Origin of the sequence: Amycolatopsis jiangsuensis (genome assembly GCF_014204865.1) — a bacterium.
Lineage (GTDB): Bacteria > Actinomycetota > Actinomycetes > Mycobacteriales > Pseudonocardiaceae > Amycolatopsis > Amycolatopsis jiangsuensis.
In genome coordinates, this window is the sequence record NZ_JACHMG010000001.1 from 902,287 (window position 1) to 928,783 (window position 26,497).

Here is a 26,497-nt window from a genome sequence, read left to right on the forward strand (position 1 = left end):
TACCCACTCGGACGGCGCCGACTCCACCCTCCCGCGATCAGCCGCCTGCTACGGCGCGGCTCGGGCGTCGACGCGCTGGGTGCGGCGGGACGGCAGCAACTCCAGCCAGGCGGAGGAGTTCCGCCGCGGATAGGTCGTCGCCACGATCCGGTCGGGACGGATCACCGCGGCGCGGGCGGTGCCGAGCCAGTCGAGAAGTTCGGCGCAGTCGCGGGCGTCGACCACGACGGCGTCGAGCCGGCGCGCGGCCAGCGCCGCCTCGGCATCCAGCTCGCCGCGGTGCACGACACCGAACGCCGTGCCCAGCAGGTCGTCGAGGCGTTTCCGCCCGGCCGGGGTGGAGATCCACGGCTGCGGGCACGACGTTCCCGTCAGCCCGTCCCCGGGCCGGCGGCGCACCAGCGGACTCCGGCCCACGCGCGGGGACGAGGAATGCACGACGCGTTCGGAGAATCCGGGCAGCTTGCTCGCCGACGTGATCGCCCGACGGCGCAGCGCGGCGCCGAAAGCGGTGCTGCCCGTCATCGCCCAGCCCACCGCGACGGCGTTGCGGATCATCCTGGTGACGTGCGGTTTCCGCTCGCGCTCGTAGGTGTCGAGGAGACGTTCGTCCGCGCCCTCGTTGAGGACGAGAGCCAGCTTCCAGGCCAGGTTCATCGCGTCCCGCAGGCCAGAGCCCATGCCCTGGCCGATGAACGGCGGCGTCAGGTGGGCCGCGTCACCGAGCAGGAAGACGCGGCCCTTGCGCCAGCGGTCGGCCACTTGCGCGCGGAAGACGTACTCGGCGCGGCGGATCAGCTCGAACGGCGCGCCGTGGGTCCAGGGCCACAGCAGGGATTCCAGGTCGACGTCGTCGGGGGTTTCGCCCTCCCGCAGCTGGAATTCCCAGCGGTAGCGGGTCTCTCCGGCCTGCATGAACGTTCCGGCCCGGTGCGGATCGCAAATCTGGTACACGCCGTTCCACACGTCGAGCTGTTTTTCGCAGACGACGTCGATGACCAGCCAGCGTTCCCCGGGCCGCAGGTCGCGCATTCCGGCGCCGAGGAAGGTCCTGGTCAGGCTGTTCGCGCCGTCGCAGCCCAGCAGCACGTGTGCGTCGATGTGGCTGGCTTCGCCGGTGTCCACGTCACGCACCCGCGCCCGGACCGCGGTGCGCCCGTCCGCAGGGAACTCGAACCGCTCCACCTCCTGACCGCCACGAAGCTCGATCTCCGGGTGGCCGGCGACCGCCTCGCGGAGAAGACGTTCGAGTTCGGGCTGGTCGAGGAGATTGGCTTCGGGCCAGCCGTGCGTGCCGACCAGCCGGTCACGGCGGAACTCCGCCACGGTCTTCAGCGATCCGTCCACGAGCCGCAACCCCGAAGCCGCGCGGCTGCGACGCTGGTACTCCTCGGCTATCCCGGCCTGCTGCAGGATCCGCACGATCTCGTCATCGGTGTGCAGGGCGCGGGGGAGCGGGTAGCTGTCGTGGTGCCGTTCGAGGACGAGGGTGCTTACTCCCTGCTGCGCCAGCAGGATCGCGGCCGTCAGCCCGACCGGGCCGGCGCCGGTGACGAGAACCTGGTGGGTCATCGGAGCACACCGCCGGGGGTTCGCCCGGGCGTGGCCGGCACACGGTCGACACTCATGAACTCATCGCTTTCATCAAGCTCAGCAACCGGCCGGCGTCGAGCTCGCTGTCGTCGCGCAGCGCGTGGAACACCTCGCGGAGCATTTTCGGGGAGGGCTGGGCGCCGAGGAATTCCTTGGTCACCGGCGGACCCCACTGCGCCAGGCCGCTGGCCGACATCGGCGCCCACCCCGGCTCGACCGAACTGTCGAACAGGTCCCCGTCGGCGAAGTGCTCCACCATCAGCCGGTCCGGGTCGTGCCAGTAGTCGAACAGCTGGCTGCCCTGGATGTGTCTCCCGATGCCCCAGGTCCGGTGGTAGCCCCGCTGCTTCAGGTATTCGCCGCCCGCGGCGATCGCGTCGAGGTCGGTGACCTGGTAGGCGGAGTGCACGTATTGCGCGGACGGCCCCAGGTGCATCGCGACGGTGTGGTGGTCGGCGGGCACGCTGCCGCGGTCGCACCGCAGAAACGCCATGGTCGGACCCCGGTCCCGCTGCCCGGGCAGGAACAGGAAGTCGCTGGCGATCATGCCGAGGGTGTCCAGGTACCAGTCCAGGGCACGGCGGAACACCCGCGTCTCCAGCACGACGTGGCCGAGTCGCTGCACGCGGGAAGGCGCGCGCGGGGGTCGCTGCGGGCTGTTGACCCGCCTGCCCTCGCTGCCGAAGTTCAGCGTCAGCGCCCGCTGGTCCGGCAGCTCCGGAAGATCGGGCACCCCGTGCACCACCCGGACCGCGAAACCGCTCGGATCACGCAGGTCGACCACCTCGCCGGGTTCGTCCCGGCCGAACCGGCGCACGGCGGTCCCGGTGGCCGAGGCGAGCCGAACCAGGTCGGCCCGCTCGGCCGCGAAGAACGCGGGCCCGACGAACCGGGACGTCGGCCCTCGCCGGATCACCAGGCACGGCGGGCCCGCGAACGTTCCCCGCAGGCGGAGCGTGTCGCCCTCGCGGGAGGCGACCTGGAAACCGAAGTCCCTGGCGAAGACCTCGGCCCTGGCCAGATCCGGTTTCTCGAACTCGAGCCACGCGAGGTCGGTCACCTTGATCACCGGCCGGACACTGCGACCCGCGTGCTCGTGCGGGAGTGCCCCTCGGTCGCTGTGGAGGTCCGCATGAGCGTGGTCAGCCATCACTGCCTCCCGAAGGTCTCATAACTGATGCTTTCCTCAATTATGATTACATACAGTATAAAGAAGGGCAACGTCGTCCGACGAGAGTGATCAAGGCGTCAGAGTTGACGCCGGTTACACTGCGGACATGACCAAGCCGGGAAACGCGGGCGAGCCGGCGCAGAGCACGCCGGCCGAGTTGTCCGGGTCGACCGAGCCGTCTGGGTCGACGGCGCCGTCCGAGCCGACCCGCCGCGACCGGCGCAAGGCCAGGACCCGACGGGCGCTGATCACCGCGGCCCGCGGATTCCTTGCGCGGCAAGGCCATCTGGACGTGAGCATCCAGGACATCACCGAAGCGGCCGACGTCGGTTTCGGCTCCTTCTACAACCACTTCTCCGGCAAGGACGAGCTGGTGCGCGCGGCGATCGAGGACACCCTCGAAGAGCACGGCCGGATGCTCGACGCGCAGACCGCGCATCTCGAGGATCCGGCCGCCGTCTTCGCGGCGAGCCTGCGGGCGACCGTCCGCCTGGCCGAAAGTCACCCGGAGATCGCCAGGATCCTCGTCAGCACCGGCCTGCGATACCTCGACCGCGGCCTGGCGCCGCGTGCGCTTCGGGACATCACCCGGGCGATCGAGAGCGGCCAGTTCGAGGTCGCCAACCCGCACCTGGCACTGGCCACCACCGGCGGTTCGCTGCTGGGACTGGTCCACATGCGACTCGAACACCCGGAGCTGCTCGACGACGACGCCCCCGAGGAGTTCGCCGAACAACTCCTGCGAGCGTTCGGCATGCCGCGCCGGTCAGCCCGTTCCCGCGCCCGCGCGGCACCACCGGAGCGCTCGCCCGGCGAGTGACCTCGGCGGCAGCCGGCCGGGCGGCGAGGTTGGGCCGAACCAGCTGTCGCTGCGGACGCTCAGTGCGCGGGCGAACTCCGGCCTGGTCTACCTCTGGTGCCAGCACCACCAACATCTTCATTGTTCGATGGAGACATCGAACACCCGGAGGATTCACAGTCATGGCGGCACGACGGAAGTGCCCGGACGAGTTCGGGAGCGGGCGGCGCGTCTGGTAGTGGAGGCCAGGCGGGATCTTGTGTCGGCGGCCGGGGCGATCAAACGGGTCGCCGACCAGCTCGGTGTGCACCCGGAGGCGTTGCGGACGTGGGTGAAGCAGGCCGAGACCGCACGAGATCACGAACAAGGCCCGTACACGCCCATCAGCCGGCGCGGTAGGGAACTGGTGTGCGGACGACTTCGAGCTCGTCCTGTCGGAGGGCGGGCAATATGGGGTTGGTTTCGCCGTCGAAAAGTTTGACGGAGTTGGGCCTGGCAGTGTCGACACTCGTCCATCCCGGGTCACCGGTGGCTGCGAACGATGTCCAATCACGCTGCAGGGTTTCGGCGAGTCCGGCCGGGGGAGAGTCGCCAATGGACGGCTGCCACGCCGCGTATGTCTCGAAAAGGAACGGGGCTTCGCCGGAATGCGACGCGCCCAAGTCCCCCACGGGGAAACACCAGGCGAACTCGTAGAGCCACGCTGCCCCGCCTCTGGCGGCATGCGCTTCGGCGAGAGCGTGGGCGGGCACACGGAACGCGTGTTCGGTTGCCACAGCGCAGTACAAGTCCTGGGCCGTGGCCTTGGGCCGGTTGCGGCTGAACGTCTCGAGCACCGCGGGGTCGATTTCCAACAGGCCCAGGCTTTCGTGCAGTGCGGCCTGCGAGTCGGCGGCGGTCTCGATGTGGCTTGAGATCGCGTATCGCCGGAACGTTCGCATCTCGTCGGTGGTCGCGCCGATCAGCAGAGGCACCTCGCGCCGCCCGCCGCCGGACGAAACGGCTTCGACCGGCAGCCGGGGGATCACATCGTCGTCTCGGACCGGGAAGAACGCGAGCTGTCCTCAAGAACGGGCGACCGTGCTGCTGCCCCACCGGGTGGGGGCGGGGTCGTTCTCGAAGTCGTGGATCGTCGCGAGTTGCGCGGCGATGAGATCTTCTCGTGCGGTACCCCCGAGCGTGGCAGCGTCCGGCTCGACACCGAGCCGCCTGCTCCAGTCCCGCGACACGCGGCGCGCGTCCTCGGGCTCCGCGACCATCGTGCCCCCGCCGCCACTTTGGACTATCACCCGGTGGAACAGCCCTTCTGCGCGCGGACTGGCGAAAAGCAGCGCCGCGCTCACCCCGCCCGCAGATGTGCCGAAGACGGTGACGTTGGCGGGGTCCCCGCCGAAGGCGTGGATGTTCTCGTGCACCCACTCCAGGGCGGCGATCTGGTCACGGATCCCGCGGTTGCTGGGGGCGCCGTCAATTTCGGCGAACCCGGGAGCCCCGAGCCGGTAGTTGATGGCGACGACGACCACGCCGCGCCGCGCGAGGCACGCCGCTCCGTCGAACGTCGCCAAGGTGTTCGAGCCGACCTGGAAGGCGCTGCCGTGGATCCACACCATGACCGGCAGTCCGGACCTGCCCGGATCCGGTGTCGTCACGTTCACGTTCAAACACTCACCAGCGGGGTCCAAGGAGGCCGCCAGCGGCCGCAGGGAGCCCAACTGCTCGGCTTGCGGTACCGGTGGCCCGGCGGCGGTGGCCTCCCACACCCCGTCCCACCCAGCGGCGGGAAGCGGAGCCGCGAACAAGAGGCGACCAGCGGGCGCGGCCGCGTAGGGGATCCCCCGGAACACTGCCACATCGCCTTCGAGACAACCACGGACGCGCCCCGAGGCCGTCCGCACCACCACATCCACCACGTGCTGCTCCTCACTTTCCATTAATGGTGTTCTGCACAGCAACTACAAGCCTGGCAGCGCATCAGGATCGTCAACGCCGACCGGTCTGGGCCGGGTCTTGCGGACACCTCATCCCATCGCGCCGAGTGCCAACGCTCGGATCAGTAAGAGCAATCGAGATCGGCCACGTACTCGAGGACCGGATCCTTGATTTCGTGAAAACGGCGGCAACGGCGTGCGGGCACTGCTGTTCCGGTAGGTCAAGGCAGCCTCGAAGTGCTGGCAATAGTTGGCAAGAATCGTCAGTGATGCCCTCGACCGCACCAGGCCAGCTGTGCCGCTGGGGCCCGGAGCTGAGCAGCTGCTTCGGCCACGTCTACCACGTCACACTGAACGCCAGCTCGGGCAAGTGCAATCGCCCAGGGAGTCCCGGCGACGCTGCCGCCGACGATGAAGGCGAAAGAAATGCACGTCATATCCACATATTTCTTGTCTCGACTTGCAGCTGCAACTTCCACAAGCTCATCTCACGCGACCAGGAGTGCCGGCGCGCGTCGGCGCCTCCGTTTCACACCCGGAGCAGGCTTCCGGTGTCGTGGCCCACGCTCCGCTACTTGCGCTGTGCATGCAGGTACCACATCTGGCTGAGCACGCGGCCGCGCTCGTCGGTGCGGATGTCTGTCGGGTCGAGGGTGCGTGTGCCGGCGAACTGACCGCTGAGGCGGTGCAGTTGTTCGGGTGTTATCGCCGTGATGTAGTCCGCTTGTTCGATCCCGAGGATGTCCCAGTACGTGCTGAGGTGTTCGCGCAGATCCGCCTGGCTCACGCTGATCGGCGGGGGGGGGCGCCCTGGTCCGCGTCCGTCAAGCAATACACGTGCAGGTGGGCATCCGGCAGTGTGACGCGGTGCAACGCCGCGGCGTAGTCGTGCCGCTGCTGGTCGTCTAGGCAGTGATACAGCGCGCTGTCGAGGACGGTGCGGTACCGCTGCTCGATGCCGTCGAGGGCGGTCACGTCGGCGTGGACGAACTCGATGTCGACCCCGTGTTGCTGCGCTCGCTCGCGTGCCGTCGCGAGTGCGGTCGGCGCTCTATCGACAGCGGTGACGCAATGGCCGTGCTGGGCAAGCAGGATCGCGTTGTCACCGAGTCCGCAGCCGACATCGAGGACCTCGTCTTGCAGCTCGCCGCTCTCGATCAGCCGTGCTATCTCGGGTTGTGCCTCGCCTATGTCCCACGGCGGTACCTCGAGGGCGAATTCCATCCCCTCGACGGGCGGTTTGCCCTGGTAGGAAGCCTCGAAGTCGACTTCCTCGGTGCGGAACTCCGGTTGTGGCATGGCCACTCCTCTTGCGACGAAAACCGAATGCGTGATGAACAATGTGGCCGATGCCATGGTGCGGTTGTCCAAGCACTGGCCGCGAATCGTCATTGGCCTTCTCGCCGATAGTTCAGGTTCGTGGGTCCGGGGAGACATGTTGCGCCGTGTTGCCTGGTCCAGGTCGCGCTCCGGGTACGTCGCGCGTCACGCTGTGGGCTCGTGCTGCTTCGGTGATTGCGTTGGCGTCCTGCCTGGTGATGGCCTCGACGAGGTCGGCGTGTACCTGATAGCGCACCTGCATGGCCTGGGAGGCGGATTCGCCCTCGATGAGCTGGATTTCGCGGGTGTGGTCACGGATGAGGGCCAGCAAGGCGAGGTAGAGGGAACGCAGCATCGGGCTGGGGTTGACTTGCGCGAGGAGTTCGTGGAGGCGCCAGTTGGCCGCCATGAAGCCGGGCACGCTTCCGGTGCTCATCGCGGAGGCCATGGCGTTGATCTCGTTGTTGTAGCCGGCGATGTGTGCAGGCGAAGAGTGCCAGGCCGCGTCATGGAACAGCAGCGGGTCGAGGGCGTCGCGGATTCGGATGGCGTCGGCGACGGAGGTCTCGTCGGAGTCGAGTGCCAGAACGGAGTGCCCGAGCCTGACCAGGGGAGCCTGTTCGGCGACGAAGAGTCCACCGCCGGGGCCCGGGCGTACCTCGATGAGACCGCGGGACTGGAGCAGGCGTAGCGCTTCGTTGAAGGTGCCGACGGAAACCTGGCAGGTCTCGCGTAGTTCCGTCTTGGTGCCGAGGCGCGTGCCGGGTTCGGTGTTGCGAGCGAGGCCTTCGATCAAGGAAGCGGCCTGCGCCGCCCTGGTACCGGATCGGCCACCAGCGGACATCAGGAGCCCTCCACGGATATAACAGTCATGATGGTTTCTTGACACTGCGATGCCTTCGAGGTAGGACACTACCATATTCATCATGCTCGTTTAAACGGGCACGAAGGAGGGGCATGCGTGTCGCCAATCTCGCAGGTCAGCTTGTGCTCCGGGCCGGGACAGGTGCTGTCGATGCCGACACAGCGAGTCCGTTCGACCTCGAGAAACTCGGGCCTCCGGCTCCGCGACCCAGGCAGGTCTTCGGAATCGGGCTCGACTACCGGGATCACGCGAAAGAGGTCGGGCATGCCGTGTCGAACTCGCACTGGCTGCGGGAGCGAGGCGTCGGTGCGGGTGACCGCGTCGTGGGCTATCTGCCCGACAGTGGGCATGCCGTCGTGGCCTTCCTCGCCGCGGCGTCGATCGGCGCGGTCTGGTCGGTCTGTGGCCAGGACTACGGGCCCGGCGGAGCCGCTCGGTCGTGAACTACTCACCGTACGGGAGGTATTGCAAGTCCCTGCCGGTGGGCTGCCTGCCGACGGGAAGCACGACGGAACCGATGGGGAGAAGGCGGTCGTGGGCGAGCACGATCCGGTGTTCGCGTGGGTGGACTTCGAGGCTCCGCTGTGGGTGTCGTTTTCGTCGGGCGCAACGGGTGCACTCAAAGGATTCGTCCACGAACACGGTGGTTTTCTGCCGGACAGCTACAAGCTGTCGGGACTGTACTTCGCTCTGAGGCACGGGGACCGGTTCCTCCGGTGCACCACGACTGACTGGATGGTGTGGAACCTGTTTGTCTCCGGCCTGCTGATCGGGGCAACGAGTATGCCTTATGACGGAAGTCCTGCGTTTCCCGATCCGAAGCGGTTGTTCGAAGTCGCTTCCGAGCAGGCGGTTGCGGTACTTGGCGTCGTTCACGGCTATTTGCGCACCTGCGCCAAAGCCGGCGTCGAGCCCGACCGGGTCTTCGACCTCGGCGACCTGCGCGTGCTCGATTTCACGGGTGCTCCGCTGTCAGCCCGATATCGCGTATGGGTTCGCGACCATGTCGGAGTTTCTGTGCATGTCGTTTCTGTAACCGGTGGCGCGGACGTCGTGAGCGGATTCGCTGGCAGTGCTCCTGCCACGCCGGTATGGGCCGGCGGAGACCTCGCCGCTACTCGGCGTCGACCTGCGGGTCCGGGATTCGGGAGGACGCCCCGTCGTCGACGAGCATTCCGGAGGTTCCCTGTCCAGCAGTGGATGTTGAACGCGTCTATTGCTCGGGTGGCAGTATGCAGGTTGGTTGAAGGGATGATTATGGCACGTGCACATTTGAATGGGAGCGTGAGCCTGAGTTCCGCGTCCGAAGTGTTCAGTGTTGTCGCTGAAATACTGGGAAAACAGGTGCATCGTGTACCAGACGGCGAAACCTCGCGTCCGGAGTGGGTGCGGAACCTGGGGTCGGCACTATTGAATGTCGATGGGGTGGAAAACCGTGGAACCCGCTTCATCCCCGAGGTGCAGCAAGAGTACCCCGTTTTAAGCATCGCCGACGGGGTCGCTGCTGATGATCTGGATTTCTCACCAGTCGATTTCGCTTCTATCGCGATCCAGAGTCACAGCGCGTTTCTTTCCATGCGAGAGAGGATGGCGTCCGATACGAGGTTTATGGTCGCTCTTCCGACTCCTACGGCAGTGATGGGCGTATTCTTTCAGCTTGACCAGCTGGAGAGTCTCGTTCCCGCGTTCACACGGCATCTGGCGCATGAGATTACCGCGATGACGCGCATCATTCCTCCGCAGAACCTTGCGCTCCAGTGGGACGTCGCCATCGAGCCGGCCTTGATTTTCCGCTCACTTGCCGGGATGCCGACCTTTCCGGCCGAGATGGTCCACACGCAGCTTGCCGAGCTTGCGTCGCTCGTCCCTACGAATATCGAGCTCGGCTACCACCTTTGCTACGGTGACCCCCGACCGGATACGGATATCGCCTCACGGGGCAGGCACTTCACGCTCCCAGAAGATCTGGAAATGCTCGTGGCGATGGCCAACGACATCTGTATGCAAGCCGGCCGGAATGTGAACTGGTTCAGTATGCCGGTCCCCGTCGGGCAGGGAACAGATACGTACTTCGCGCCGCTGGCGGACTTGCGAGTTGGCTCAGCCACGGAGATCTATCTGGGCGTCGTGCACGACGAAGACGGCCTGGCGGGAAGTCAACGACGCGTTGATACGGCGAAGAGGCACCTGACGGGTTTCGGTGTGTCGACGGACTGCGGAATGGGACGAATCGAACCCGAAGCGATCCGTCCACTACTCGAAATACACCGCGATCTTGTCGTCTGAAAGGCGGCAGCAGAAGACACCGTCGTGCCGGTGGAGCAATTCCTGCTGCCGCGCTGACCTTGCGTGTCTCGCCCGCGAATGGTTGACAGTTCTGCCTTGACCGGCCGGGAGGCCAACGATGCCCGCGATTCCTGCGTACCCCCATGACATCTGGACCGACGATGTGCTGCTCGATCCGCATCCGCACTACCGCGCTCTGCGTGAGCTCGGACCGGTAGTCTGGCTCGAGGCACACCAGATGTACGCCGTTCCGCGTTATGCCGAAGCACGCGCCGTCCTGAGGGCCGGCGACACGTTCTGCTCGGGGCAGGGCGTTGGCCTCAACGATGTCATCAACGGTATCGGGGCCGGCACCACGCTGATGAGCGACGGCAAGTTGCACGACCACCTCCGTTCGGTGATCGGCCCGGGTCTGACTCCGCGCGCCCTGCGCTCGATACGTACCAGCGTCCGGCAGCTGGCAACCGAACTCGTCGGACGGCTGGTGGCGCAGGGCAGCTTCGACGCCGTGGCCGATCTGGCACGGGTGCTGCCGCTGACGGTGGTGCCCGACCTGGTCGGCTGGCCTGCGGGCGGTCGCGAGCACCTGCTGGCCTGGGCTGGCGCCACCTTCGACTTGCTCGGCCCGTTGAATTCGCGCGCCGAGCATGCCATCCCGCAGGCGCAGGAGATGATGGAATTCGCGGCACGGACCGCGGCCGAGGGCAATATCCAGTCCGGCGGTCTTGGTGACGCCATCCTGGACGCGGCGCGTCGCGGCGAGCTGCCGCCATCTCAGGTTCCGCCCTTGATCATCGACTATCTCGCGCCCTCCCTCGACACCACGATCAGCGCGATCGGCAGCGCACTCTGGCTGCTCGCCACCAATCCCGATCAATGGGCCGCCCTGAAGACCGACCCCACGCTGATCCCCAACGCGTTCAACGAAACCGTTCGGCTCGAATCACCGATTCGAGCTTTCAGCCGCGTCGCGACCACTGACACGGAACTGGACGGTTACGGCGTCCCGGCCGAAGCTCGCCTGATCGTCCTCTACGCCTCGGCCAACCGGGACGAGCAAGTCTTCGATCGACCCGACGACTTCGACGTTTCCCGGAACAACGCGGCTGCCCATCTCGGTTTCGGTTATGGCGCGCATGGTTGCGCCGGGCAGGGACTGGCTCGCCTTGAGGGACATGCCGTGTTGCAGGCCTTGGTCGACCAGGTCGAGGCCATCGAACCCGGACGTCCGGTACGTGCCCTGAACAACGTGATCAGCGCCTGGGACAGCCTGCCCGTAACCGTTCACCCCACTCGCCAGACCGTTGTGGCCAACGCCTGACGTGTCAACCACCAGGCCGTCGCTGCCGGCGGCGTCCCCGCCATCTCGGTAGCATGCTGCGCCCTCGGACCTCGCGCTGAAGCAATTCCGTCGAACCAGCCGGACCGATTGAGCGGATCGATTCGGTTCCGGAGCTGATTGTAGTAGGCGACTGGAATCGGTTTGCCATGGCGATGGCCGAGCAATTTTGCCGACTCATAGTGACTTGGCGATACGGGCTGGTCGCACACTGTGTTTCTGTGCTATCGCATAGGGGTTGGCGAACCCGCAGGATCATTGCCGTATCACTCGTCGATGACCGGCGGTGTCGCAGGGCTGCACGCTGTTTTCGGCAGCGGCGCAGGCGGTGGGCGTGTGTGTGGGGAACACCGGCCATGTTGCCGCGGCGGCGGAGGGTGATCTTGATGCCGTTCGGCTTGCGGCGCTTTCCGCCTCGAGCGGAGAAAGAGATACGGGACGTCGGCGGCCGCGTGGCGGGTTCGCGCAGGCAAACTACCGGCTGAGGGCCTGTCCGGTCCGTATGTCGAAGGGGATGAAGCGGATGCGGCCGCCCTTGCCTGGGACGATGATGCCGTCCCGGGGGAGGTCTAGGCGGTCGTGAGATTTGCGACCTCTGTGCGGCGTGCGCCGGTGTCGACGAAGAGCTGAAAATAGGCGGTGTATCGACGGTCGCGGCAGGTGTCGTGCAGGCGGGTGAGTTGGTCGTCGCTAACGTTGGGGATCAGCTTTTCGGTGGCGACCGGTTCGCTCTGCTTGCGCATCGGGTCTCGGTCCATCGCCGTGGGCTCGACCGGGTGGTTGTAGAACCGCTGGAGTGCTTTGCAAGTGTTGAGGGCCGTTGAGGCGGGGCGGCTGCGGATCATCCAGGCGATGAACCATGCCGTTGAGGAAGTCGGCGAACCGGGTGACGGCGAGCTCGTAGTTGTAGCGGGTGGTGTGGGTTTTGTTGTCGGCGCGGAGGCTGCGGCCCCACGCTTCTACGTAGGAGCGCCATACGTCGTCGATCGGGTGGGGTAGACCCTGTTTGGTCACATTGGTCGGCATGGGGAGAGTCTCCAGTCAAGGTGTCACCGAGCGCTGTGGGTTGCTAGACCGGAAGGACACCCGCGACCACTTGAAAAAACGGGCCTCCGCAGCCGTTGAGCTGCGGAAACCCGTCGTCCGGTCGGGCTGACAGGATTTGAACCTGCGACCCCTTGACCCCCAGTCAAGTGCGCTACCAAACTGCGCCACAGCCCGGACTCAAGACTCCTGCGGCGCCCTTGCCAGGCTCCTGTGGAGTGCGTACGGAGTACTCTAGCGGGTCGCTTCCGCCCGGTTGCAGGCAGGGGCCTCTCCGGGCTGGGCTGCGGAAACTCAACGGCCTTCGAAGGTGGCCTTGCCGGGGCCGTCGGTCAGGAATGAGCGTACGGCGTTGCGTAGATCGGTCGTGGCGAAGAGGGCGGCGGCGATGGTGGTCACGTGGGCGTTGGCTTCCGGGACGCCGCCGTGTTCGAAGTGGGCCACGACCTGTTTCGTGGCGGCGTGGGCCTGGGTCGGGCCGTCGGCCAGGGACGCGGCGAACTCGCGGGCGGCGGTGTCGAAATCGGCGTCCGGGAGGACTCGGTTGACGACGTTCCAGCGTTCCAGGGTCGCGGCGTCGTAGGTCTCTCCGGTGTAGACGAACTCTTTCGCCCGGGCCACGCCTGCGCGGGCGGCCAGGCGCTGGGTTCCGCCCATGGTCGGGGTCAGGCCGACGACCTTCTCCACCAGACCGAACTTCGCGCGCGGGGCTGCCAGCAGCAGGTCGCACGCCAGCGCCACCTCGAACGCCCAGGTCAGACACAGGCCATGGGCCGCGAACACGGTCGGGTAGGGGAGCGCGGCGATCCGGTCGGGCAGCCGGAGCAGGTCGTCGAACAGGTTTTTCGCCGCGGGCACCGAATCCTGGGCATCGAACAGGGCCACGTCCACGCCGCCGCTGACCACCCGGCCCTCCGCGCGGATCAGCAGGGCCCTGGCGGGCGTGGACTCCAGCTCGTCGAGGCAGACGTGCAGTTCCGACTGCAGCGCAGCCGTGTACAGGTTGAGCGGCGGGGAGTCGATGGTGAGCACGGCGAGGCCGTCCTCACGGTCAAGGCGGGTCATGCGCGGTCCTCGTTCTCGGTGAGCTCGTCCCAGTACGACTGGGCGTGCGGGCGCCATTCGACGTGCTTGCGGTGGAACAACTCGGCGGCCTTCGTTCCGCTCCAGCCCGCCGGCAGCAGTTCGCCGGGCAGCTGGGGATCGAGGAACGGGAAGCGGCGCCATTCGTGCACCAGCTCGGTCTGCGCGCGCAGCACGGCCTGACCGCCGGACGGGCGCACACCGGTGAACTGGTCGATGAAGTCCTCGTACCGGTCGGTCAGCTCCGACAGGTCCCACGACCGCTCGACCATGCTCTCCTGGTCACCGACCTCGCCGTAGGCGGCGGTGAACGACATCGCCTGCGCGTCCAGGCCCAGTTCCGCGACGATCTGCTGCGCCTCGGGCTCCCGGCGCGGATCCGGGCTGACCCACACACCGGCCACCGGCGAGCCGAAACCGGCCCAGGTCAGCCGCGTGCGCAGCCGGTGCCGCAGATCCCGTTTGGCCTCCGGTACCGACACGATCAGCATCAGCCACCGGCCCTGCCAGCCCCGCGCGTCGCGGCCGAAGGCGTAGATCCGCTCGGCACCCTCGGTGAGCAGCCGGCGCCCCGGCTCGGTCAGCGACCAGCGCACCCTGCGGCCCACCCGCTCCGAGACCAGCCAGCCCTCGGCCGAGGACCGGGCCAGCGCCTGCCGTGCCGACTTCTCCTCGATGTCCAGCATGCCCAGCGTCTCGACCAGGATCGAAGTCCATACCGGACGGTCACGGGGCAGGACGTACTCGCCCAGCACGGTCATCAGCAACGACCGTGCGCTCGCGTGGCTCACCTCGCGGCGTCTGCTGACCTTCGGCCGGGGTGCCGTGCCGTGTGGCTCGTCCCGGTGGCCGAGGGTGACCGGAGTGGCGGGTTCCGCCATCACTTTCACCGACCTCACTGCTGCCTGCGACTGTTCGTCCTACCCCGACAACCCGCCCAGAGTACCCACTCGGAGTGACCGAGACGACACGCGGCACGCGAGGAGGGCGAACCGGGCGGTGCCCGTAGACTCGTTCCCGACATGAGCGCCACACTCGTCGCGAAGGACCTGGCCGCGGGCCACGGTGACCGCGTCCTGTTCACCGGTCTCGACCTGGTCGTCCCTCCCGGCGAGGTGATCGGGCTGGTCGGGGTCAACGGGGCGGGCAAGTCCACCCTGCTGCGCACTCTTGCCGGGCTGGCCCGTCCGGAAACCGGGGAGATCCGGCTGAACCCGCCGACCGCGACGGTCGGACACCTCCCGCAGGAACCGGAGCGGCGTCCGGGCGAAGCGGTCCGCGCGTTCCTCGCCCGGCGTACCGGGGTGGCCGCCGCGCAGGCCGCGCTGGACGCCGCCACCGAGGCGCTCACCGAGGGCGCGGACGGTGCCGACGACGCGTACGCCACCGCGCTCGACCGCTGGCTCGGGCTCGGCGGCGCCGACCTCGACGACCGGGCCGCGGAGGTGGCCGCGGACCTCGGCCTGACCGTGGACCTGGACCAGCCCATGACGGCGCTGTCGGGCGGGCAGGCCGCCCGCGCCGGGCTCGCTTCGCTGCTGCTGAGCCGGTACGACGTCTTCCTGCTCGACGAGCCCACCAACGACCTCGATCTGGACGGGCTGGCCCGTCTCGAACGGTTCGTCACCGGGCTGCGGTCCGGGACCGTGCTGGTCAGCCACGACCGGGAGTTCCTGGCCCGCACCGTGGACCGCGTCGTGGAGCTGGACCTGGCCCAGCGCCAGGTGCGCGCCTACGGCGGCGGGTACGAGTCCTATTTGGAGGAACGCGCGGTGGCCCGGCGGCACGCGCGGGAGGACTTCGAGGAGTACGCGAACACCCGTGCGGCACTGGAGGCTCGGGCGAACACGCAGCGCGCGTGGATGGAGAAGGGCGTGAAGAACGCCCGCCGCAAGGCCACCGACAACGACAAGGTGGGCCGCAAGTTCCGCAGTGAGGCCACCGAAAAGCAGGCGTCGAAGGCCCGTCAGACCGACCGGATGATCGAACGGCTGGAGGTCGTCGAGGAGCCACGCAAGGAGTGGGAACTGCGGATGGAGATCGCCGCGGCCCCGCGGGCGGGCGCGGTGGTCGCCACCCTGCGCGGCGCCGTGGTACGCCGTGGCGGATTCACGCTCGGACCGGTCGACCTGCAGGTGGACTGGGCGGACAAGGTCGCCATCACGGGCGCGAACGGCGCGGGCAAGACCACGCTGCTGGCCGCGTTGCTCGGCCGGCTGGCCCTGGACGAGGGCAGTGCCGCGCTCGGCCCGGGCGTCGTGGTGGGCGAGGTCGACCAGGCTCGCCGGCTGTTCCTGGGAGACGTGCCGCTCGCCGAGGCGTTCGCCCGCGAGGTGCCTTCGCTCGCCGACGCGGAAGTACGCACCCTGCTGGCGAAGTTCGGTCTCAAGGCGGCGCACGTGCTGCGTCCGGCCGGCACGCTTTCGCCCGGCGAACGCACCCGGGCGGCGCTCGCGCTGCTGCAGGCCCGCGGAGTGAACCTGCTCGTGCTGGACGAGCCGACGAACCATCTGGACCTGCCCGCGATCGAACAGCTCGAGTCCGCTGTGGACAGTTACCCGGGCACGTTGCTGCTGGTCACCCATGACCGCCGGATGCTGGACGCGATCTCGGTGACCCGCCGCCTCGACGTGGCTGGCGGGCGGGTCACCGAACGCTGAACCGTAAGCACTGACGCGCAAGCACTGACCGCGTGGGTGGCGACCAGCCGCCAGTCGCCCATCCGGTCCGGGCCGGAGGCGGCTTCGAACAACGGCGCCATCGATGCGATGCCGTCGTGGCAATCCGGGTTCGGCGGCACGGTCGCGGGTACGCCGCGCGGGCAGACCGGCCCCGCATCGTGGCCCGTGCTCGCTGCAGGGCGCTGTTCACCGACGGGACGATGGTTTCCAGCAGTGCCGCGGTTTCGGCGGCGGGCCAGTCCAGCACCTCACGCAGGATGAAGACGGCGCGCTGCTGCGGTGGCAAGAACTGCAGCACGGCGAGAAACCCGAGTTCGATGGTCTCGCGGGCGACCGCGGTTTCTTCTGGCGCCTCGTCGAGCAGCCGGTCCGGATACGGCTGCCGCCACGGCACTTCGGCGAATGAGGTCAGCGTCGGCACCTTGCGGCCACGGCGGCGGATCGCGTCGAGACATGTCGTCGTGGCCACCCGGTACAGCCAGGTACGCAGGCTGCGTGCCCTACCGGTCGCCGGTCAGGTATCCACCCATCGTGGTGAAGTAGTCCGCGGCGGGCAGTTCGGTGCCGTCGGCGGTGCGGACTCGTTCCACCACGACGCCGGGTGAGTGGCCGCGGCGGGCTTCCGGGCCGGCGACGATCACCACGCCGTCGCCCTCGCGGATGAAGATCCGCCCCGGCGTTCCGCCGTAGTGGCCCTGCGACACGGACGCGCGCACGATCCGCAGCTCCTGTCCGCGGTGGTAGGCGAAAGCGTTCGGGTACGGGTCGGACTGCGCGCGCACGAGCCGTTCGATGTCCGCGGCCGGCCAGGTCCAGTCGATGAGGCTGTCGCGCGGGGCCCGTTTGTGGAAGAAGCTCGCCTTGGTGCGGTCCTGCGGGATCGGTACGACCTTTCCGGCCGCGATCAGGCCGATCGCCTCGGTGGTGATCGGCTCGATCAGCTCCACCGTGCGGTGGAACAGGTCGGTCGCGGTGTCCTTCGGGCCGACCGCGACCGCGCGCTGCGCCACGATCGCACCCGCGTCGAGTTCGTCGTTCATCATGTGCGCGGTCACGCCGACCTCGGGTTCGCCGTTGATCAGCGCCCAGATGATCGGGGAGAACCCGGCGTAGGCGGGCAGCAGGGAGTCGTGCACGTTGAGCGTCCCGTGCCGGGGCAGCTCGAAGATCTCCGGCGGCAGCCAGGTACGCCAGTTGTTCGCCACGATCAGGTCTAGTTCGGCGGCCTTCAGCTCGGCCACCAGCTCCGGATCGTCCGGACGGGTGCGCAGCAGCGTCCGAATGCCGTTCTCCTGCGCCAGATCGGCGACCGAATCACTCCAGATCCGTTCGTAGGCGTGGTCGCTCGGTGGGTGCGTGACCACGAGCGCGACGTCGTGCCCCGCGTCGAGCAGCGCTTTCAGGGTGCGGTGTCCCCAGGTCTGATAGCCGAACATGGCCACGCGCATCGGTGGTGCACCTTTCGTGGTCGAGGCGAACATCACCCACACGGTACTAGTTGAGGCTGCCCTAAGTTAGGTTAGGGTTTCCTGAATCGCTGAACAGTCGGAATCGTCGGAACCGCGATGCGGCAGGTGCCGCGCTAGGGGACGAACATGTCAGGAGCAGTGGTGGATGGCCAGGTACCGGTCTACGACGTCGTCGGGGTGGGATTCGGGCCGTCGAACCTGGCGCTCGCCATCGCGCTCGCCGAGTACCACGCCGACGGCTCCGCGGGGGACCCGATCACCGCGCACTTCCTCGAGCGCCAGCCGAGCTTCGGCTGGCACCGCGGGATGCTGATCGACACCGCGACGATGCAGGTCTCCTTCCTCAAGGACCTGGTCACCATGCGGAATCCGACCAGCGAGTTCAGCTTCCTGAACTACCTGCACGCCAGGGGCAGGCTCGCCGACTTCATCAACCACAAGACACTGTTCCCGCTGCGCGTGGAATTCCACGACTACTTCGCGTGGGCCGCGGAGAAGGTCGACGACGTGGTCTCCTACGGCAGTGAGGTCGTCTCCGTCCAACCCGTGCTGCGTGGCGGCGCGGTCGCCTACTTCGACGTGCGGGCCCGCTGTGGCGGGGAAACGACCGAGCTGAGGGCGCGAAACCTGGTGCTGGGCACCGGATTGCGGCCGAACCTGCCGGACGGGATCACCGCCGGCGAGCGGATCTGGCACAACAGCGAGCTGCTGTACCGCGTGGAGTCCTTGCGTGGCAGCCCGGCGCGCCGGTTCGTGGTGATCGGTGCCGGGCAGAGCGCGGCGGAGGTCGCCGCGCTGCTGCACGACGAATTCCCGCGCGCGGAGGTGTGCGCGGTGTTCGCCCGCTACGGCTACAGCCCTGCCGACGACAGTTCGTTCGCCAACCGCATTTTCGATCCGGAGGGCGTGGACCAGTTCTACACGGCCAGCGACCCGGTCAAGGACCGGCTGATGCGCTACCACGGCGCGACGAACTACTCCGCGGTCGACCTGGACCTGATCGACGAGCTGTATCGCAGGCGGTACCGCGAGAAGGTACTCGGCGTGGAACGGCTGCGGTGGTTCAACGTCTCGCGGCCGGTCGAGGTGACCGACGAGGGCACGCACGTGCGGGCCACCGTCGAATCGCTGACCACCGGCGAGCGTGCGGTGCTGGACGCGGACGCCGTCGTGTACGCCACGGGCTACCTCCCGGCGGACCCGACGCCGTTGCTGGGCTCGCTGGCGCAGCGCTGCCACCGGGACGCCGAAGGACGGCTGCGAGTGGAGCGGGACTACCGGATCACCACCGATGCCGGGGTGCACGGCGGACTCTACCTGCAGGGCGGGACCGAACACACACACGGCATCACGTCGTCGCTGCTGTCCAACACCGCGGTCCGCGTCGGCGAGATTCTGCAGTCCATTGTGGACCGCAGGGAGGCGGCGGCGGACCGTCCGGAGTACGCGGTGAGCGGAACCCGCTGACAGCTTCCGGTGACAGGCCCGCGCGAGTGCCGTGAAGGTCTCTTCCCGAAGGTCGCTCCGCGAAAGAGGGCGTCGACGGCCTGCTACGGCTGCGGGGAGCTCGGGGGAGTGCGGTCGTCGGAGGGGCGGCGGGTGCCGGACCAGGCGGCCCACAGGGTGGCGTACCGGCCGCCGGCGGCCACGAGTTCGTCGTGCGTGCCGGATTCGACCACCATGCCGGCGTCGAGGACCACGATGCGGTCGGACGCGGCCGCCTGGGTGAGCCGGTGTGCCACGACCAGGCCGGTCCGTCCCTCGAGCGCGGCGGCGGCCGCGGCTTCCAGAGTGCGGGCGCCGGCGCTGCCGGCTTCGGCGGTCGCCTCGTCCAGGATCGCCACCGGAGGGTCGGCCAGGACCAGCCGCACGAGCGCGAGCTGCTGCGCCTGCGTGACGGTGAGCTGGCGTCCGCCTTCGCCGACGACGGTGGCGAGGCCGTCCGGAAGCGCTTCGGCCCAGTCGAGCGCGCCGACCGTTGAAAGCGCGCCGCGCAGCTCGTCGTCGGTGGCTTCGGGAGCCGCGAGCCGCAGGTCGGCGGCCAGCGTGCCGCTGAACACATGCACCTCCTGGCTGATCAGCGCCACGGTCCGGCGGGTGGCGGCCGGTCCCAGCTCCTCCAGCGGTACCCCGCCGAGCGAAACCGTTCCGCTGGTCGTGTGGTGGATGCCGGCGACGAGCTTCGCGAGCGTCGTCTTGCCGGCGCCGCTGGCGCCGACCAGCGCGACGCGTTCGCCCGGCGCGAGTTCGAAATCGACGTCCCGCAGCACCGGATGGCCGTCCACATAGGAGTGTCCGACCGCGGTGGCCTTCACCGAGGCGTCGAGCGGACGAGAGCGGCGAGCCGGTTCCGCGGGGACCGGCAGATCCGCCACGCCGATCAACCGGGCGAGGCTCGCGGTCGCGGACTGGGCGTCGTCCACCAGCGCGAGCGCGGTGTTGATCGGGCCGAACAGGCTGTGGAAATAGAGCGCGGCCGCGGTCGCCACGCCGACCGTCGCGAGATTCGCGCCCACCAGCAGGAACCCGGCGGCCAGCACGGCGGAAAGCCCGACGAACTCCGCGAGGTTGAGCCGTCCGAAGAACCGCGTCATCAGCCGGATCCCGCGCAGCGCCAGTTCGACCGCGCCTTCCGAGCGCTGGCGCACCCGCTGCACGTGCGCGTCGGCGAGACGGAACGCCCGCACGGTCTTCGCGCCGCCGATGGTGTCGAGCAGTTGTTGCTGCTGCGCCCCGACCGCGGCCCGCTGCGCGACGTACAGCGGCTTCGCCTGGCGCACGTACCACCGCACCGTGTGCAGCTGGATCGGCACGGCCAGCAGGGCGGCGAGCAGGAAGCGCCAGTCGAGCACGGCCATGGCCACCAGGGTGAGCACGATGGTGAGCACCGAGCGGCCCAGCGCGGGCAGCGCCTCCCGGACGGCCTCGGCAACCACGGACACATCGTTGGTGACACGGGTGGTCAGGTCCCCGGAACCGGCCTTTTCGATCTGCTCGAGCGGCAGCCCGAGCGCCCGGTCGACGAACCGCTCCCGGAGTTCGGCGAGCATCGTCTCACCGAGCCGCGCGAGCATCGCGACGCCGATCGCGGTCAGGATCGCGGAACCGATCGCCACCAGCACCAGCTCGACCACCGGGGTCACCAGCTCGGAGGCGGGCCGGTGCGTGGCGACGAGGTCGACCACCCGGCCCAGCAGGGGAGCGGTGAGCAGGCCGATCGCGGTCGCGCCGACGACGAACACGAACGACCCCGCGGCGCGGCCTTTCGACTGGCGCAGCAGCTCGCCGAGGACGGCACGGATGCGTTTGCCGCTCGCAGTGGGCAGCAGCTCGCGCGCGGTCACGAGAGCACCGTCGCGCGGTAGCCGGCGCGCTCACGCACCAGGCCGGCGTGGCTGCCCTCGGCGGCCACCTGCCCGTTTTCCAGGAGCACCACACGATCGGTGGCGGCCAGCAGCGCCGGGCTGGTGGTGACGACGATGGTGGTCCGTCCGCGACGCAACTGCGCCAGCCCCTCGGCGATCCGGGCTTCGGTGACCGTGTCCACGGCCGTGGTCGGATCGTGCAGCACGAGCACGGGTGCGTCGGCCGCCAGCGCGCGGGCCAGCGCGACCCGCTGCCGCTGTCCGCCGGAGAGGGAATGCCCGCGTTCGGTGACCGCGGTCGCGGTGCCCTCGGGCAACGTGCCGGCCACCTCGTCGGCGGCCGCCGCGGCGAGCACGCCGTCCGGCACCGCCGCCATTCCGCCCCGCACGTTCTCCTCCAGGGTGCCTTCGAACAGATCGGCGTCGTGCGCGGCGACAAGTACCGTCGCACGCGCTTCCAACGGATCCACAGTGGACAGATCGACCGCGTCGATCCGCACGGTGCCGTGCTTCGGGTCGGCGAACCGGCCGAGGCAGTCGAGCAGGTCGGTGGCCGCGGCCGGATCGGTGGTCACCACCCCGAGCAGCTCACCCGGTTCCGCGGTGAGGTCGAGGCCACGGAGTTTCCCGTGCGACACCGCGGACAGCTCCACGCGTCCGGTCGAGGGCGCGGGCAGTGCGCCGTCCCCCTCCGGCACGGCCAGCGGCGCGTTCAGCACCGCGGCGACGCGGGCGGCCGACGCGCGGCCCTGGGCGAGCTGGGCGTTGACGTTCGAGAAGATCAGGAACGGCGTCTGCAGGAACTGCGCGAGCCCGACCGCGGCGACCAGGTCGCCGATCGTGATGTCCCCGCTCGCCGCCAGCGAACCGCCGACCAGGGCGACCACGGCGATGAAGATCCCGCTGAGCGCGAGCAGCGCGCCGTTGTGCCACGCCTGTGCCCGGGCCGCACGGATGGTCGCGAACAGCGAATTCTGGCTGGTGTCTCGGTAACGCGCCACCGCGGTGGGCTCCGCGCCGATGCCTTTCAGCACCCGGAGCCCGGACACGAGGTCGGCGGCGACGCCGGAGGCGTGCGCGGCGCGTTCCTGTTCGACCGCGCTGCGCTTCTCCAGCGGCTTGCCGATCAGATGGGCCAGGAACAACAGCGGCGGGGTGCCGAGCAGCACCAGGAGCCCGAGCGGAACGGACATCCGCAGCAGCACCACGGCGCTGACCACGAGCCCGGACAACCCGGCGACCCCGAACGGGAGCACCGCGTTGACCCGGCCCACGCGGCGGGCGTCGGAGACGCCGACGCTGGCCAGCTCCCCGGCGAGGGCACCGGTTTCCGCGCCACCACGGGGATGCAGCACCCGGCGGCTGAGCGCCAGCCGGATCTCGTGCGCGGCACGCACCGACGCCCGTTCCGCGGCCCGAGCGCCGAAGCGATAGCTGTTGGACAGCACCAGGAAGACGACCGCGAGCACGGCCAGCCAGCCCACCAGCGTGAGCGCCGAACTGTCCGCGACCGCTCGGTCGAGCACCACCCCGATCACGACCGGAACCAGCGCCTCGCCGCCTTGGTGCCCGACCGCGAGCAGCACTCCGAGGAGCACCTGTTTCCGTTGCCCGCCAATGGCCTGTCGCAGGACTGCCCGTCCGGTGGTCGCCCCAGCCGTGGTCACCGGCACCTCCGTGTCACTCTGTACGCGAAGGTAAGGCTAGTCTAAGCCGCGCTGCCCTGTCCCCGGGAGGTGTTGTGGTCCTCAGCGTGAGCCCGACGGCGCCGGCCGAACCGCCGGTCCGTGGCGGACGCGGCCGTACGGTGCGCGCCGCCGGGCTGGTGGTCGCGCTCGCGGTACTGGTGCTGGTGATGCTGGTGAGCGTCTGGGTCGGCTCGAAGAGCATCCCGTTCGGCTCGATCTGGTCGGTGCTCTGGCACGACGACGGCACCTCGGTCGACGCGGTGATCATCCACGACCAGCGGATCCCGCGGACGCTGCTGGGCGCGCTGGTCGGCGCGGCACTCGGGCTCGCCGGTGCGGTCATGCAGGCACTCACCCGCAATCCGCTGGCCGATCCGGGGATCCTCGGGGTGAACAACGGCGCGGCCGCCGCGGTGGTGTCCGCGATCGCGTTCTTCGGCGTCACCGGCGTGCTCGGGTACGTGTGGTTCGCCTTCCTCGGCTCGGCGATCGCCTCGCTGGTGGTGTACGTGCTGGGCACGGCCGGGCGCGCCGGGGCGACGCCGGACCGGCTGGTGATGTCCGGGGCCGCGCTCACCGCGGTGCTGCAGGCCTATCTGAGCGCGATCCTGCTACTGGAGCCGAACACCTTCAACCAGTTCCGATTCTGGAACGTCGGCTCGCTCAGCGGCCGCCGCGCGGACGTGCTGGTGCAGATCTCGCCGTTCGTGGCGGTCGGCATCGTGCTCGCGCTGCTGCTGGCCCGCCCGCTCAACGTGCTCGCGCTCGGGGAGCAGACCGGGCGGGCGCTCGGCGCGCGGCCCGGCCGGACGCGGGTGCTCGGCGCGATCGCGGTGACGCTGCTGTGCGGGGCCTCGACCGCGGCGATCGGGCCGATCACGTTCATCGGGCTGGCCGTGCCGCAGATCGTGCGCGCACTGGTCGGACCGGACCAGCGGTGGGTGCTGCCGTATTCGATGGTGCTGTCCCCGGTGCTGCTGATCGGTTCGGACGTGGTGGGCCGGATCCTGAACCCGCCGGAGGAGCTGCAGGTCGGCATCGTCACCGCGTTCCTCGGCGCGCCGGTGTTCGTGGCCCTGTGCCGGCGGCGGAAGCTGGCGCGGCTGTGACCGCCGTGCGGGAGAGGCCCGCCGCGATCCAGGTGCGTCCGCGGGCGCTGGTGACCGCGATCGTGCTGGCCGTGCTGCTGTTCGTGCTCGCCGCGGTGAGCATGACCACCGGTGACTACCCGCTGTCGGTGCTCGACGTGGTGAAGACGCTGCTCGGCTTCGGCGATTCGGGCACCGAGTTCATCGTGACCACCCTCCGGCTGCCGCGGCTGCTGCTCGCGGTGCTGGTGGGTGGCGCGCTCGCGGTCAGCGGGGCGATCCTGCAGAGCCTGTCCGGCAATCCGCTCGGCAGCCCGGACGTCATCGGCTTCACCCAGGGCTCGGCGACCGGGGCGCTGCTGGTGATCGTGCTGGCACACGGCAGCTCCGGCGACGTGGCCCTCGGCGCGCTGGCCGGCGGCGTGGTGACCGCGCTGGTGGTCGGCTTGCTCGCGTTCAGGCGCGGGCTGCAGGGGTTCCGGCTGATCCTGGTCGGGATCGGCGTGGCCGCGATGCTGCTCGCGGCGAACTCGTACCTCATCACGCGGGCGTCGATGCAGGACGCGTACTCGGCGCAGGCCTGGCTGGTCGGCGGGCTCAACGGCCGCGGCTGGGAGGAGGTCGTCCCGCTTGCGGTGGCCGTGGTGGTGCTGCTGCCGGTGGCCTTCGGCTACGGACGGAGGCTGGCGCTGCTGGAAATGGGCGACGACGCGGCCAAGGGCCTCGGCGTGCCGGTGGAGCGCAGCCGGATCGTGGCCATCGCGGTCGCGGTGGTGCTGTGCGCGATCGCCACCGCGGCGGCCGGCCCGATCGCGTTCGTCGCGCTGTCCGCCCCGCAGCTGGCGAAACGGGTGGTCCGCTCGGCGCGGCCGGTGCTGGTGTGCTCGGCGCTGATGGGTGCGCTGCTGCTGGTCGCCAGCGATCTGCTGACCCGGCTGGCGTTCGGCGAGGAGAGCCTGCCGGTGGGCATCGCGACCGGCGCGATCGGCGGGCTGTACCTGATGTGGCTGCTGTCGAGCCACTGGCGGCGCAACCGCGGCTGAGGCCGCTACCGGTCCGCGGTCTCGGCGGCCGGGGTGGGTTCGCCGAAGCGCGCCAGCGCGAGGGCGGCCGCCACCGCGAGGACGAACCCGGCCAGTGCCACGAGCACGAAACCCGGGCGGGTGCGATCGCCGAGGAACACGACGCCGACCAGCGAAGGCAGCACGGTCTCCCCGAGCACCATCATCGCCGTCGAGGTCGTCACGCTGCCTCGTTGCAGGGCGGTGGCGTAGAACAGCATCGCCATCCCGCCGGCGACGGCCACCACGTACAGCGCGGGATCACGCAGCAGGTCCAGCGGCGCCAGGCTGGGGATGACCCGGCCGCCGACCGCGACCAGGCCGAAGCACAACCCGGCGACCAGTCCCAGCGCGGGGGTCCGGATGCCTCGCCGGGCGCGTCCGGCGGCGAGCCCGGCGAGGCCGAGCACCACCACCGCACCGATCAGCGCGATGCGGAAGCCCAGGCCGACCTGTTCCGAGCCCTCGCTCTCGGCCGACGAACCCAGCAGCGCGAGCCCGGCGCAGACCACCGCCACCGCCGTCCACTCCCGGGCACCCAGCCGGACGCCGAACACCCGCGCGCCCACAGCGGTCACGGCCAGGCTGGCGGCCTGCGTCGCCTGGACCACGAACAGCGGCAGCACGTGCAGCGCACCGATCTGCGCGACGAACCCGAGCACGTCGAGTCCGAGCCCCAGCAGGTATTTCCACTGCCGCAGCACCCGCAGCAGCAACCGCGGATCGACTCCCGCGCCCGCGTCCGGCGCCGCTTTCGCGGCGACGGCCTGCATCACGGAGGCGACGCCGTAGGCGACGGCGGACAGCAGCGCGCCCAGGAATCCCCACACCATGCGGTCAACCCTATGCCGGTCATGATCGGGACGCTGCGTGCATCTCCGACGGCGCGGTGGGCGAGCGAGCACCGGCGGTTAGGCTGCGGTCATGCCAGACCAGCTGTACTTCCGCCAGTTGCTCGCCGGCCGGGACTTCGCGGCCGGCGATCCGGTCGCGACCCAGATGGTGAACTTCGCCTACCTCATCGGCGACCGCGAAACCGGCGAAGCGGTGGTGGTCGACCCGGCGTACGCGGTCCGCGACCTGTTGGACCTGCTCGAGGCGGACGGCATGCGGCTGACCGGGGTGGTCGCCACGCACCACCACGCGGACCACGTCGGCGGCGACCTGATGGGCATCGAGCTGCCCGGGATCGCCGAACTGCTCGCGACCGCGCCGGTGCCGATCCACGTCAACTCCGCCGAGACCGAATGGGTCCGCCGGGTCACCGGGGTCGCCGCGGGCGATCTGCGCGGGCACGACCACGACGACGTGCTGAGTGTCGGTTCGGTCGACATCCGCCTGCTGCACACGCCAGGGCACACGCCGGGCAGCCAATGCCTGCTGGTCCGCGATCGGCTGGTGTCCGGGGACACGCTGTTCCTGGAAGGCTGCGGCCGCACCGATCTGCCCGGCGGCGACGCGGACGAGATCTTCCGCAGCCTGCAAGGACTTGCCGCGCTCCCCGGTGATCCGGTGGTCTACCCCGGGCACCAGTACTCACCCGAGCCCTCCGCCGCGCTTTCGCGGGTCAAGTCCGCCAACTTCGTCTTCCGTCCGCGCACACTCGAACAATGGCGTGGCCTGTTCGGCTGAGAAGTGTCCTGTATGCCGGGAAGTGACACGGTCTCCCGGCACACAAAAGCCGTTTCCGCCGGGGCGGATTCCAGTGCGTGAGAGC

Annotated in this window: 23 protein-coding genes, 1 tRNA gene and 1 pseudogene; 10 read left to right on the forward strand and 15 right to left on the reverse strand. The window is 69.2% G+C overall.

The genetic code is table 11. The features are described from left to right. Nucleotides 1-48: 48 nt before the first annotated feature. Together mhpA and BJY18_RS03940 are read right to left on the reverse strand one after the other, a co-directional pair. Nucleotides 49-1,572 (reverse strand): bifunctional 3-(3-hydroxy-phenyl)propionate/3-hydroxycinnamic acid hydroxylase MhpA, encoded by a 1,524-nt coding sequence (gene mhpA / locus BJY18_RS03935; RefSeq protein WP_184777726.1) that lies wholly within the window; start codon nt 1,570-1,572, stop codon nt 49-51. A 52-nt stretch (nt 1,573-1,624) separates the two neighbouring features. Beyond that, nucleotides 1,625-2,662, reverse strand: coding sequence for a VOC family protein (locus BJY18_RS03940; protein WP_312873729.1), 1,038 nt, complete (start codon nt 2,660-2,662; stop codon nt 1,625-1,627). 208 nt (nt 2,663-2,870) lie between these two features. Here BJY18_RS03940 and BJY18_RS03945 point away from each other — a divergent pair, with 208 nt between their 5' ends. Then, complete coding sequence (locus tag BJY18_RS03945) at nt 2,871-3,584, forward strand: TetR/AcrR family transcriptional regulator (RefSeq protein WP_184777730.1); 714 nt, start codon at nt 2,871-2,873, stop codon at nt 3,582-3,584. Between the two features lie 127 nt (nt 3,585-3,711). Further along, nucleotides 3,712-4,044: a transposase gene (locus BJY18_RS37950; protein WP_184777732.1), complete on the forward strand. Its 333-nt coding sequence runs from the start codon at nt 3,712-3,714 to the stop codon at nt 4,042-4,044. Here the strand turns inward: BJY18_RS37950 and BJY18_RS36630 are convergent. The 4 genes and pseudogenes from BJY18_RS36630 to BJY18_RS03975 all read right to left on the reverse strand — a co-directional run bounded on the left by BJY18_RS36630 (nt 3,947) and on the right by BJY18_RS03975 (nt 7,607). Beyond that, nucleotides 3,947-5,494, reverse strand: a pseudogene (locus tag BJY18_RS36630) (carboxylesterase/lipase family protein). The gene BJY18_RS37950 and the pseudogene BJY18_RS36630 overlap by 98 nt on opposite strands. Before the next feature lie 568 nt (nt 5,495-6,062). Then, complete coding sequence (locus tag BJY18_RS03965) at nt 6,063-6,278, reverse strand: hypothetical protein (RefSeq protein WP_184777738.1); 216 nt, start codon at nt 6,276-6,278, stop codon at nt 6,063-6,065. Then, the gene (locus tag BJY18_RS03970) at nt 6,275-6,790 is read right to left on the reverse strand and encodes a class I SAM-dependent methyltransferase (protein WP_184777740.1); all 516 of its coding nucleotides are present in this window, start codon (nt 6,788-6,790) and stop codon (nt 6,275-6,277) included. The genes BJY18_RS03965 and BJY18_RS03970 overlap by 4 nt, the downstream gene beginning before the upstream one ends. 112 nt (nt 6,791-6,902) lie before the next feature. Then, nucleotides 6,903-7,607: a FadR/GntR family transcriptional regulator gene (locus tag BJY18_RS03975; protein ID WP_221457545.1), complete on the reverse strand. Its 705-nt coding sequence runs from the start codon at nt 7,605-7,607 to the stop codon at nt 6,903-6,905. 338 nt (nt 7,608-7,945) lie between these two features. On the opposite strand from BJY18_RS03975, the gene BJY18_RS37685 reads away from it, so the two are divergent. The 3 genes from BJY18_RS37685 to BJY18_RS03990 all read left to right on the forward strand — a co-directional run bounded on the left by BJY18_RS37685 (nt 7,946) and on the right by BJY18_RS03990 (nt 11,283). Then, the gene (locus BJY18_RS37685; RefSeq protein ID WP_184785066.1) at nt 7,946-8,119 is read left to right on the forward strand and encodes an AMP-binding protein; all 174 of its coding nucleotides are present in this window, start codon (nt 7,946-7,948) and stop codon (nt 8,117-8,119) included. 91 nt (nt 8,120-8,210) lie between these two features. Further along, nucleotides 8,211-9,962 (forward strand): AMP-binding protein, encoded by a 1,752-nt coding sequence (locus BJY18_RS03985; protein WP_184777743.1) that lies wholly within the window; start codon nt 8,211-8,213, stop codon nt 9,960-9,962. A 118-nt stretch (nt 9,963-10,080) separates the two neighbouring features. Continuing rightward, entirely contained in the window at nt 10,081-11,283 is a 1,203-nt protein-coding gene (locus BJY18_RS03990; RefSeq protein WP_184777745.1) for a cytochrome P450, read from the forward strand. A gap of 587 nt (nt 11,284-11,870) precedes the next feature. Here BJY18_RS03990 and BJY18_RS03995 read toward each other — a convergent pair. From BJY18_RS03995 to BJY18_RS04010, 4 genes are all read right to left on the reverse strand, one after another. After that, a complete protein-coding gene (locus BJY18_RS03995; RefSeq protein WP_184777747.1) occupies nt 11,871-12,146 on the reverse strand; it encodes a hypothetical protein in 276 nt (91 codons plus the stop codon). Between the two features lie 302 nt (nt 12,147-12,448). Next, nucleotides 12,449-12,522: transfer RNA gene (locus BJY18_RS04000), tRNA-Pro, on the reverse strand. Nucleotides 12,523-12,639: 117 nt separating this feature from the next. Beyond that, entirely contained in the window at nt 12,640-13,410 is a 771-nt protein-coding gene (locus BJY18_RS04005; RefSeq protein ID WP_184777749.1) for an enoyl-CoA hydratase/isomerase family protein, read from the reverse strand. Then, a complete protein-coding gene (locus tag BJY18_RS04010; RefSeq protein ID WP_184777751.1) occupies nt 13,407-14,309 on the reverse strand; it encodes a PaaX family transcriptional regulator in 903 nt (300 codons plus the stop codon). Before BJY18_RS04010 ends, BJY18_RS04005 begins: the two co-directional genes overlap by 4 nt. Nucleotides 14,310-14,450: 141 nt before the next feature. Here BJY18_RS04010 and BJY18_RS04015 point away from each other — a divergent pair, with 141 nt between their 5' ends. Continuing rightward, complete coding sequence (locus tag BJY18_RS04015; RefSeq protein ID WP_184777753.1) at nt 14,451-16,088, forward strand: ABC-F family ATP-binding cassette domain-containing protein; 1,638 nt, start codon at nt 14,451-14,453, stop codon at nt 16,086-16,088. On the opposite strand, the gene BJY18_RS04020 is transcribed toward BJY18_RS04015, so the two are convergent. Both BJY18_RS04020 and BJY18_RS04025 read right to left on the reverse strand, forming a co-directional pair. After that, nucleotides 16,075-16,578 (reverse strand): sigma factor-like helix-turn-helix DNA-binding protein, encoded by a 504-nt coding sequence (locus tag BJY18_RS04020; RefSeq protein ID WP_312873730.1) that lies wholly within the window; start codon nt 16,576-16,578, stop codon nt 16,075-16,077. The genes BJY18_RS04015 and BJY18_RS04020 overlap by 14 nt on opposite strands. Before the next feature lie 31 nt (nt 16,579-16,609). Then, nucleotides 16,610-17,557, reverse strand: a complete 948-nt coding sequence (locus BJY18_RS04025) for a methionyl-tRNA formyltransferase (protein ID WP_184784408.1) — start codon at nt 17,555-17,557, stop codon at nt 16,610-16,612. A 147-nt stretch (nt 17,558-17,704) separates the two neighbouring features. Between BJY18_RS04025 and BJY18_RS04030 the strand changes: the two genes are divergently transcribed. Continuing rightward, entirely contained in the window at nt 17,705-19,045 is a 1,341-nt protein-coding gene (locus BJY18_RS04030) for a lysine N(6)-hydroxylase/L-ornithine N(5)-oxygenase family protein (RefSeq protein ID WP_184777755.1), read from the forward strand. Between the two features lie 83 nt (nt 19,046-19,128). Here the strand turns inward: BJY18_RS04030 and BJY18_RS04035 are convergent, their stop codons facing one another. Further along, complete coding sequence (locus BJY18_RS04035; protein WP_184777757.1) at nt 19,129-20,922, reverse strand: ABC transporter ATP-binding protein; 1,794 nt, start codon at nt 20,920-20,922, stop codon at nt 19,129-19,131. Continuing rightward, nucleotides 20,919-22,610: an ABC transporter ATP-binding protein gene (locus BJY18_RS04040; protein WP_184777758.1), complete on the reverse strand. Its 1,692-nt coding sequence runs from the start codon at nt 22,608-22,610 to the stop codon at nt 20,919-20,921. Before BJY18_RS04040 ends, BJY18_RS04035 begins: the two co-directional genes overlap by 4 nt. An 86-nt stretch (nt 22,611-22,696) precedes the next feature. Here BJY18_RS04040 and BJY18_RS04045 point away from each other — a divergent pair, with 86 nt between their 5' ends. Further along, complete coding sequence (locus BJY18_RS04045; RefSeq protein WP_376774639.1) at nt 22,697-23,740, forward strand: FecCD family ABC transporter permease; 1,044 nt, start codon at nt 22,697-22,699, stop codon at nt 23,738-23,740. After that, nucleotides 23,737-24,762 carry a FecCD family ABC transporter permease gene (locus BJY18_RS04050; protein ID WP_184777759.1) on the forward strand — a complete coding sequence of 342 codons (1,026 nt, stop codon included), beginning with the start codon at nt 23,737-23,739 and terminating at the stop codon, nt 24,760-24,762. The genes BJY18_RS04045 and BJY18_RS04050 overlap by 4 nt, the downstream gene beginning before the upstream one ends. Nucleotides 24,763-24,767: 5 nt before the next feature. Here BJY18_RS04050 and BJY18_RS04055 read toward each other — a convergent pair whose 3' ends face one another. Continuing rightward, nucleotides 24,768-25,613, reverse strand: coding sequence for a DMT family transporter (locus BJY18_RS04055; protein ID WP_184777760.1), 846 nt, complete (start codon nt 25,611-25,613; stop codon nt 24,768-24,770). Between the two features lie 91 nt (nt 25,614-25,704). On the opposite strand from BJY18_RS04055, the gene BJY18_RS04060 reads away from it, so the two are divergent. Further along, nucleotides 25,705-26,412 (forward strand): MBL fold metallo-hydrolase, encoded by a 708-nt coding sequence (locus BJY18_RS04060; protein WP_184777761.1) that lies wholly within the window; start codon nt 25,705-25,707, stop codon nt 26,410-26,412. Nucleotides 26,413-26,497: the final 85 nt, after the last annotated feature.

What these genes read in the sequence shown, in the direction of transcription:
- mhpA (WP_184777726.1), bottom strand. Translation starts at nt 1,572, where the DNA reads ATGACCCACCAGGTTCTCGTCACCGGCGCCGGCCCGGTCGGGCTGACG.
- BJY18_RS03945 (WP_184777730.1), top strand. Translation starts at nt 2,871, where the DNA reads ATGACCAAGCCGGGAAACGCGGGCGAGCCGGCGCAGAGCACGCCGGCC.
- BJY18_RS37950 (WP_184777732.1), top strand. Translation starts at nt 3,712, where the DNA reads ATGGAGACATCGAACACCCGGAGGATTCACAGTCATGGCGGCACGACG.
- BJY18_RS03970 (WP_184777740.1), bottom strand. Translation starts at nt 6,790, where the DNA reads ATGCCACAACCGGAGTTCCGCACCGAGGAAGTCGACTTCGAGGCTTCC.
- BJY18_RS03990 (WP_184777745.1), top strand. Translation starts at nt 10,081, where the DNA reads ATGCCCGCGATTCCTGCGTACCCCCATGACATCTGGACCGACGATGTG.
- BJY18_RS03995 (WP_184777747.1), bottom strand. Translation starts at nt 12,146, where the DNA reads ATGATCCGCAGCCGCCCCGCCTCAACGGCCCTCAACACTTGCAAAGCA.
- BJY18_RS04005 (WP_184777749.1), bottom strand. Translation starts at nt 13,410, where the DNA reads ATGACCCGCCTTGACCGTGAGGACGGCCTCGCCGTGCTCACCATCGAC.
- BJY18_RS04010 (WP_184777751.1), bottom strand. Translation starts at nt 14,309, where the DNA reads ATGGCGGAACCCGCCACTCCGGTCACCCTCGGCCACCGGGACGAGCCA.
- BJY18_RS04015 (WP_184777753.1), top strand. Translation starts at nt 14,451, where the DNA reads ATGAGCGCCACACTCGTCGCGAAGGACCTGGCCGCGGGCCACGGTGAC.
- BJY18_RS04025 (WP_184784408.1), bottom strand. Translation starts at nt 17,557, where the DNA reads ATGCGCGTGGCCATGTTCGGCTATCAGACCTGGGGACACCGCACCCTG.
- BJY18_RS04030 (WP_184777755.1), top strand. Translation starts at nt 17,705, where the DNA reads ATGTCAGGAGCAGTGGTGGATGGCCAGGTACCGGTCTACGACGTCGTC.
- BJY18_RS04055 (WP_184777760.1), bottom strand. Translation starts at nt 25,613, where the DNA reads ATGGTGTGGGGATTCCTGGGCGCGCTGCTGTCCGCCGTCGCCTACGGC.
- BJY18_RS04060 (WP_184777761.1), top strand. Translation starts at nt 25,705, where the DNA reads ATGCCAGACCAGCTGTACTTCCGCCAGTTGCTCGCCGGCCGGGACTTC.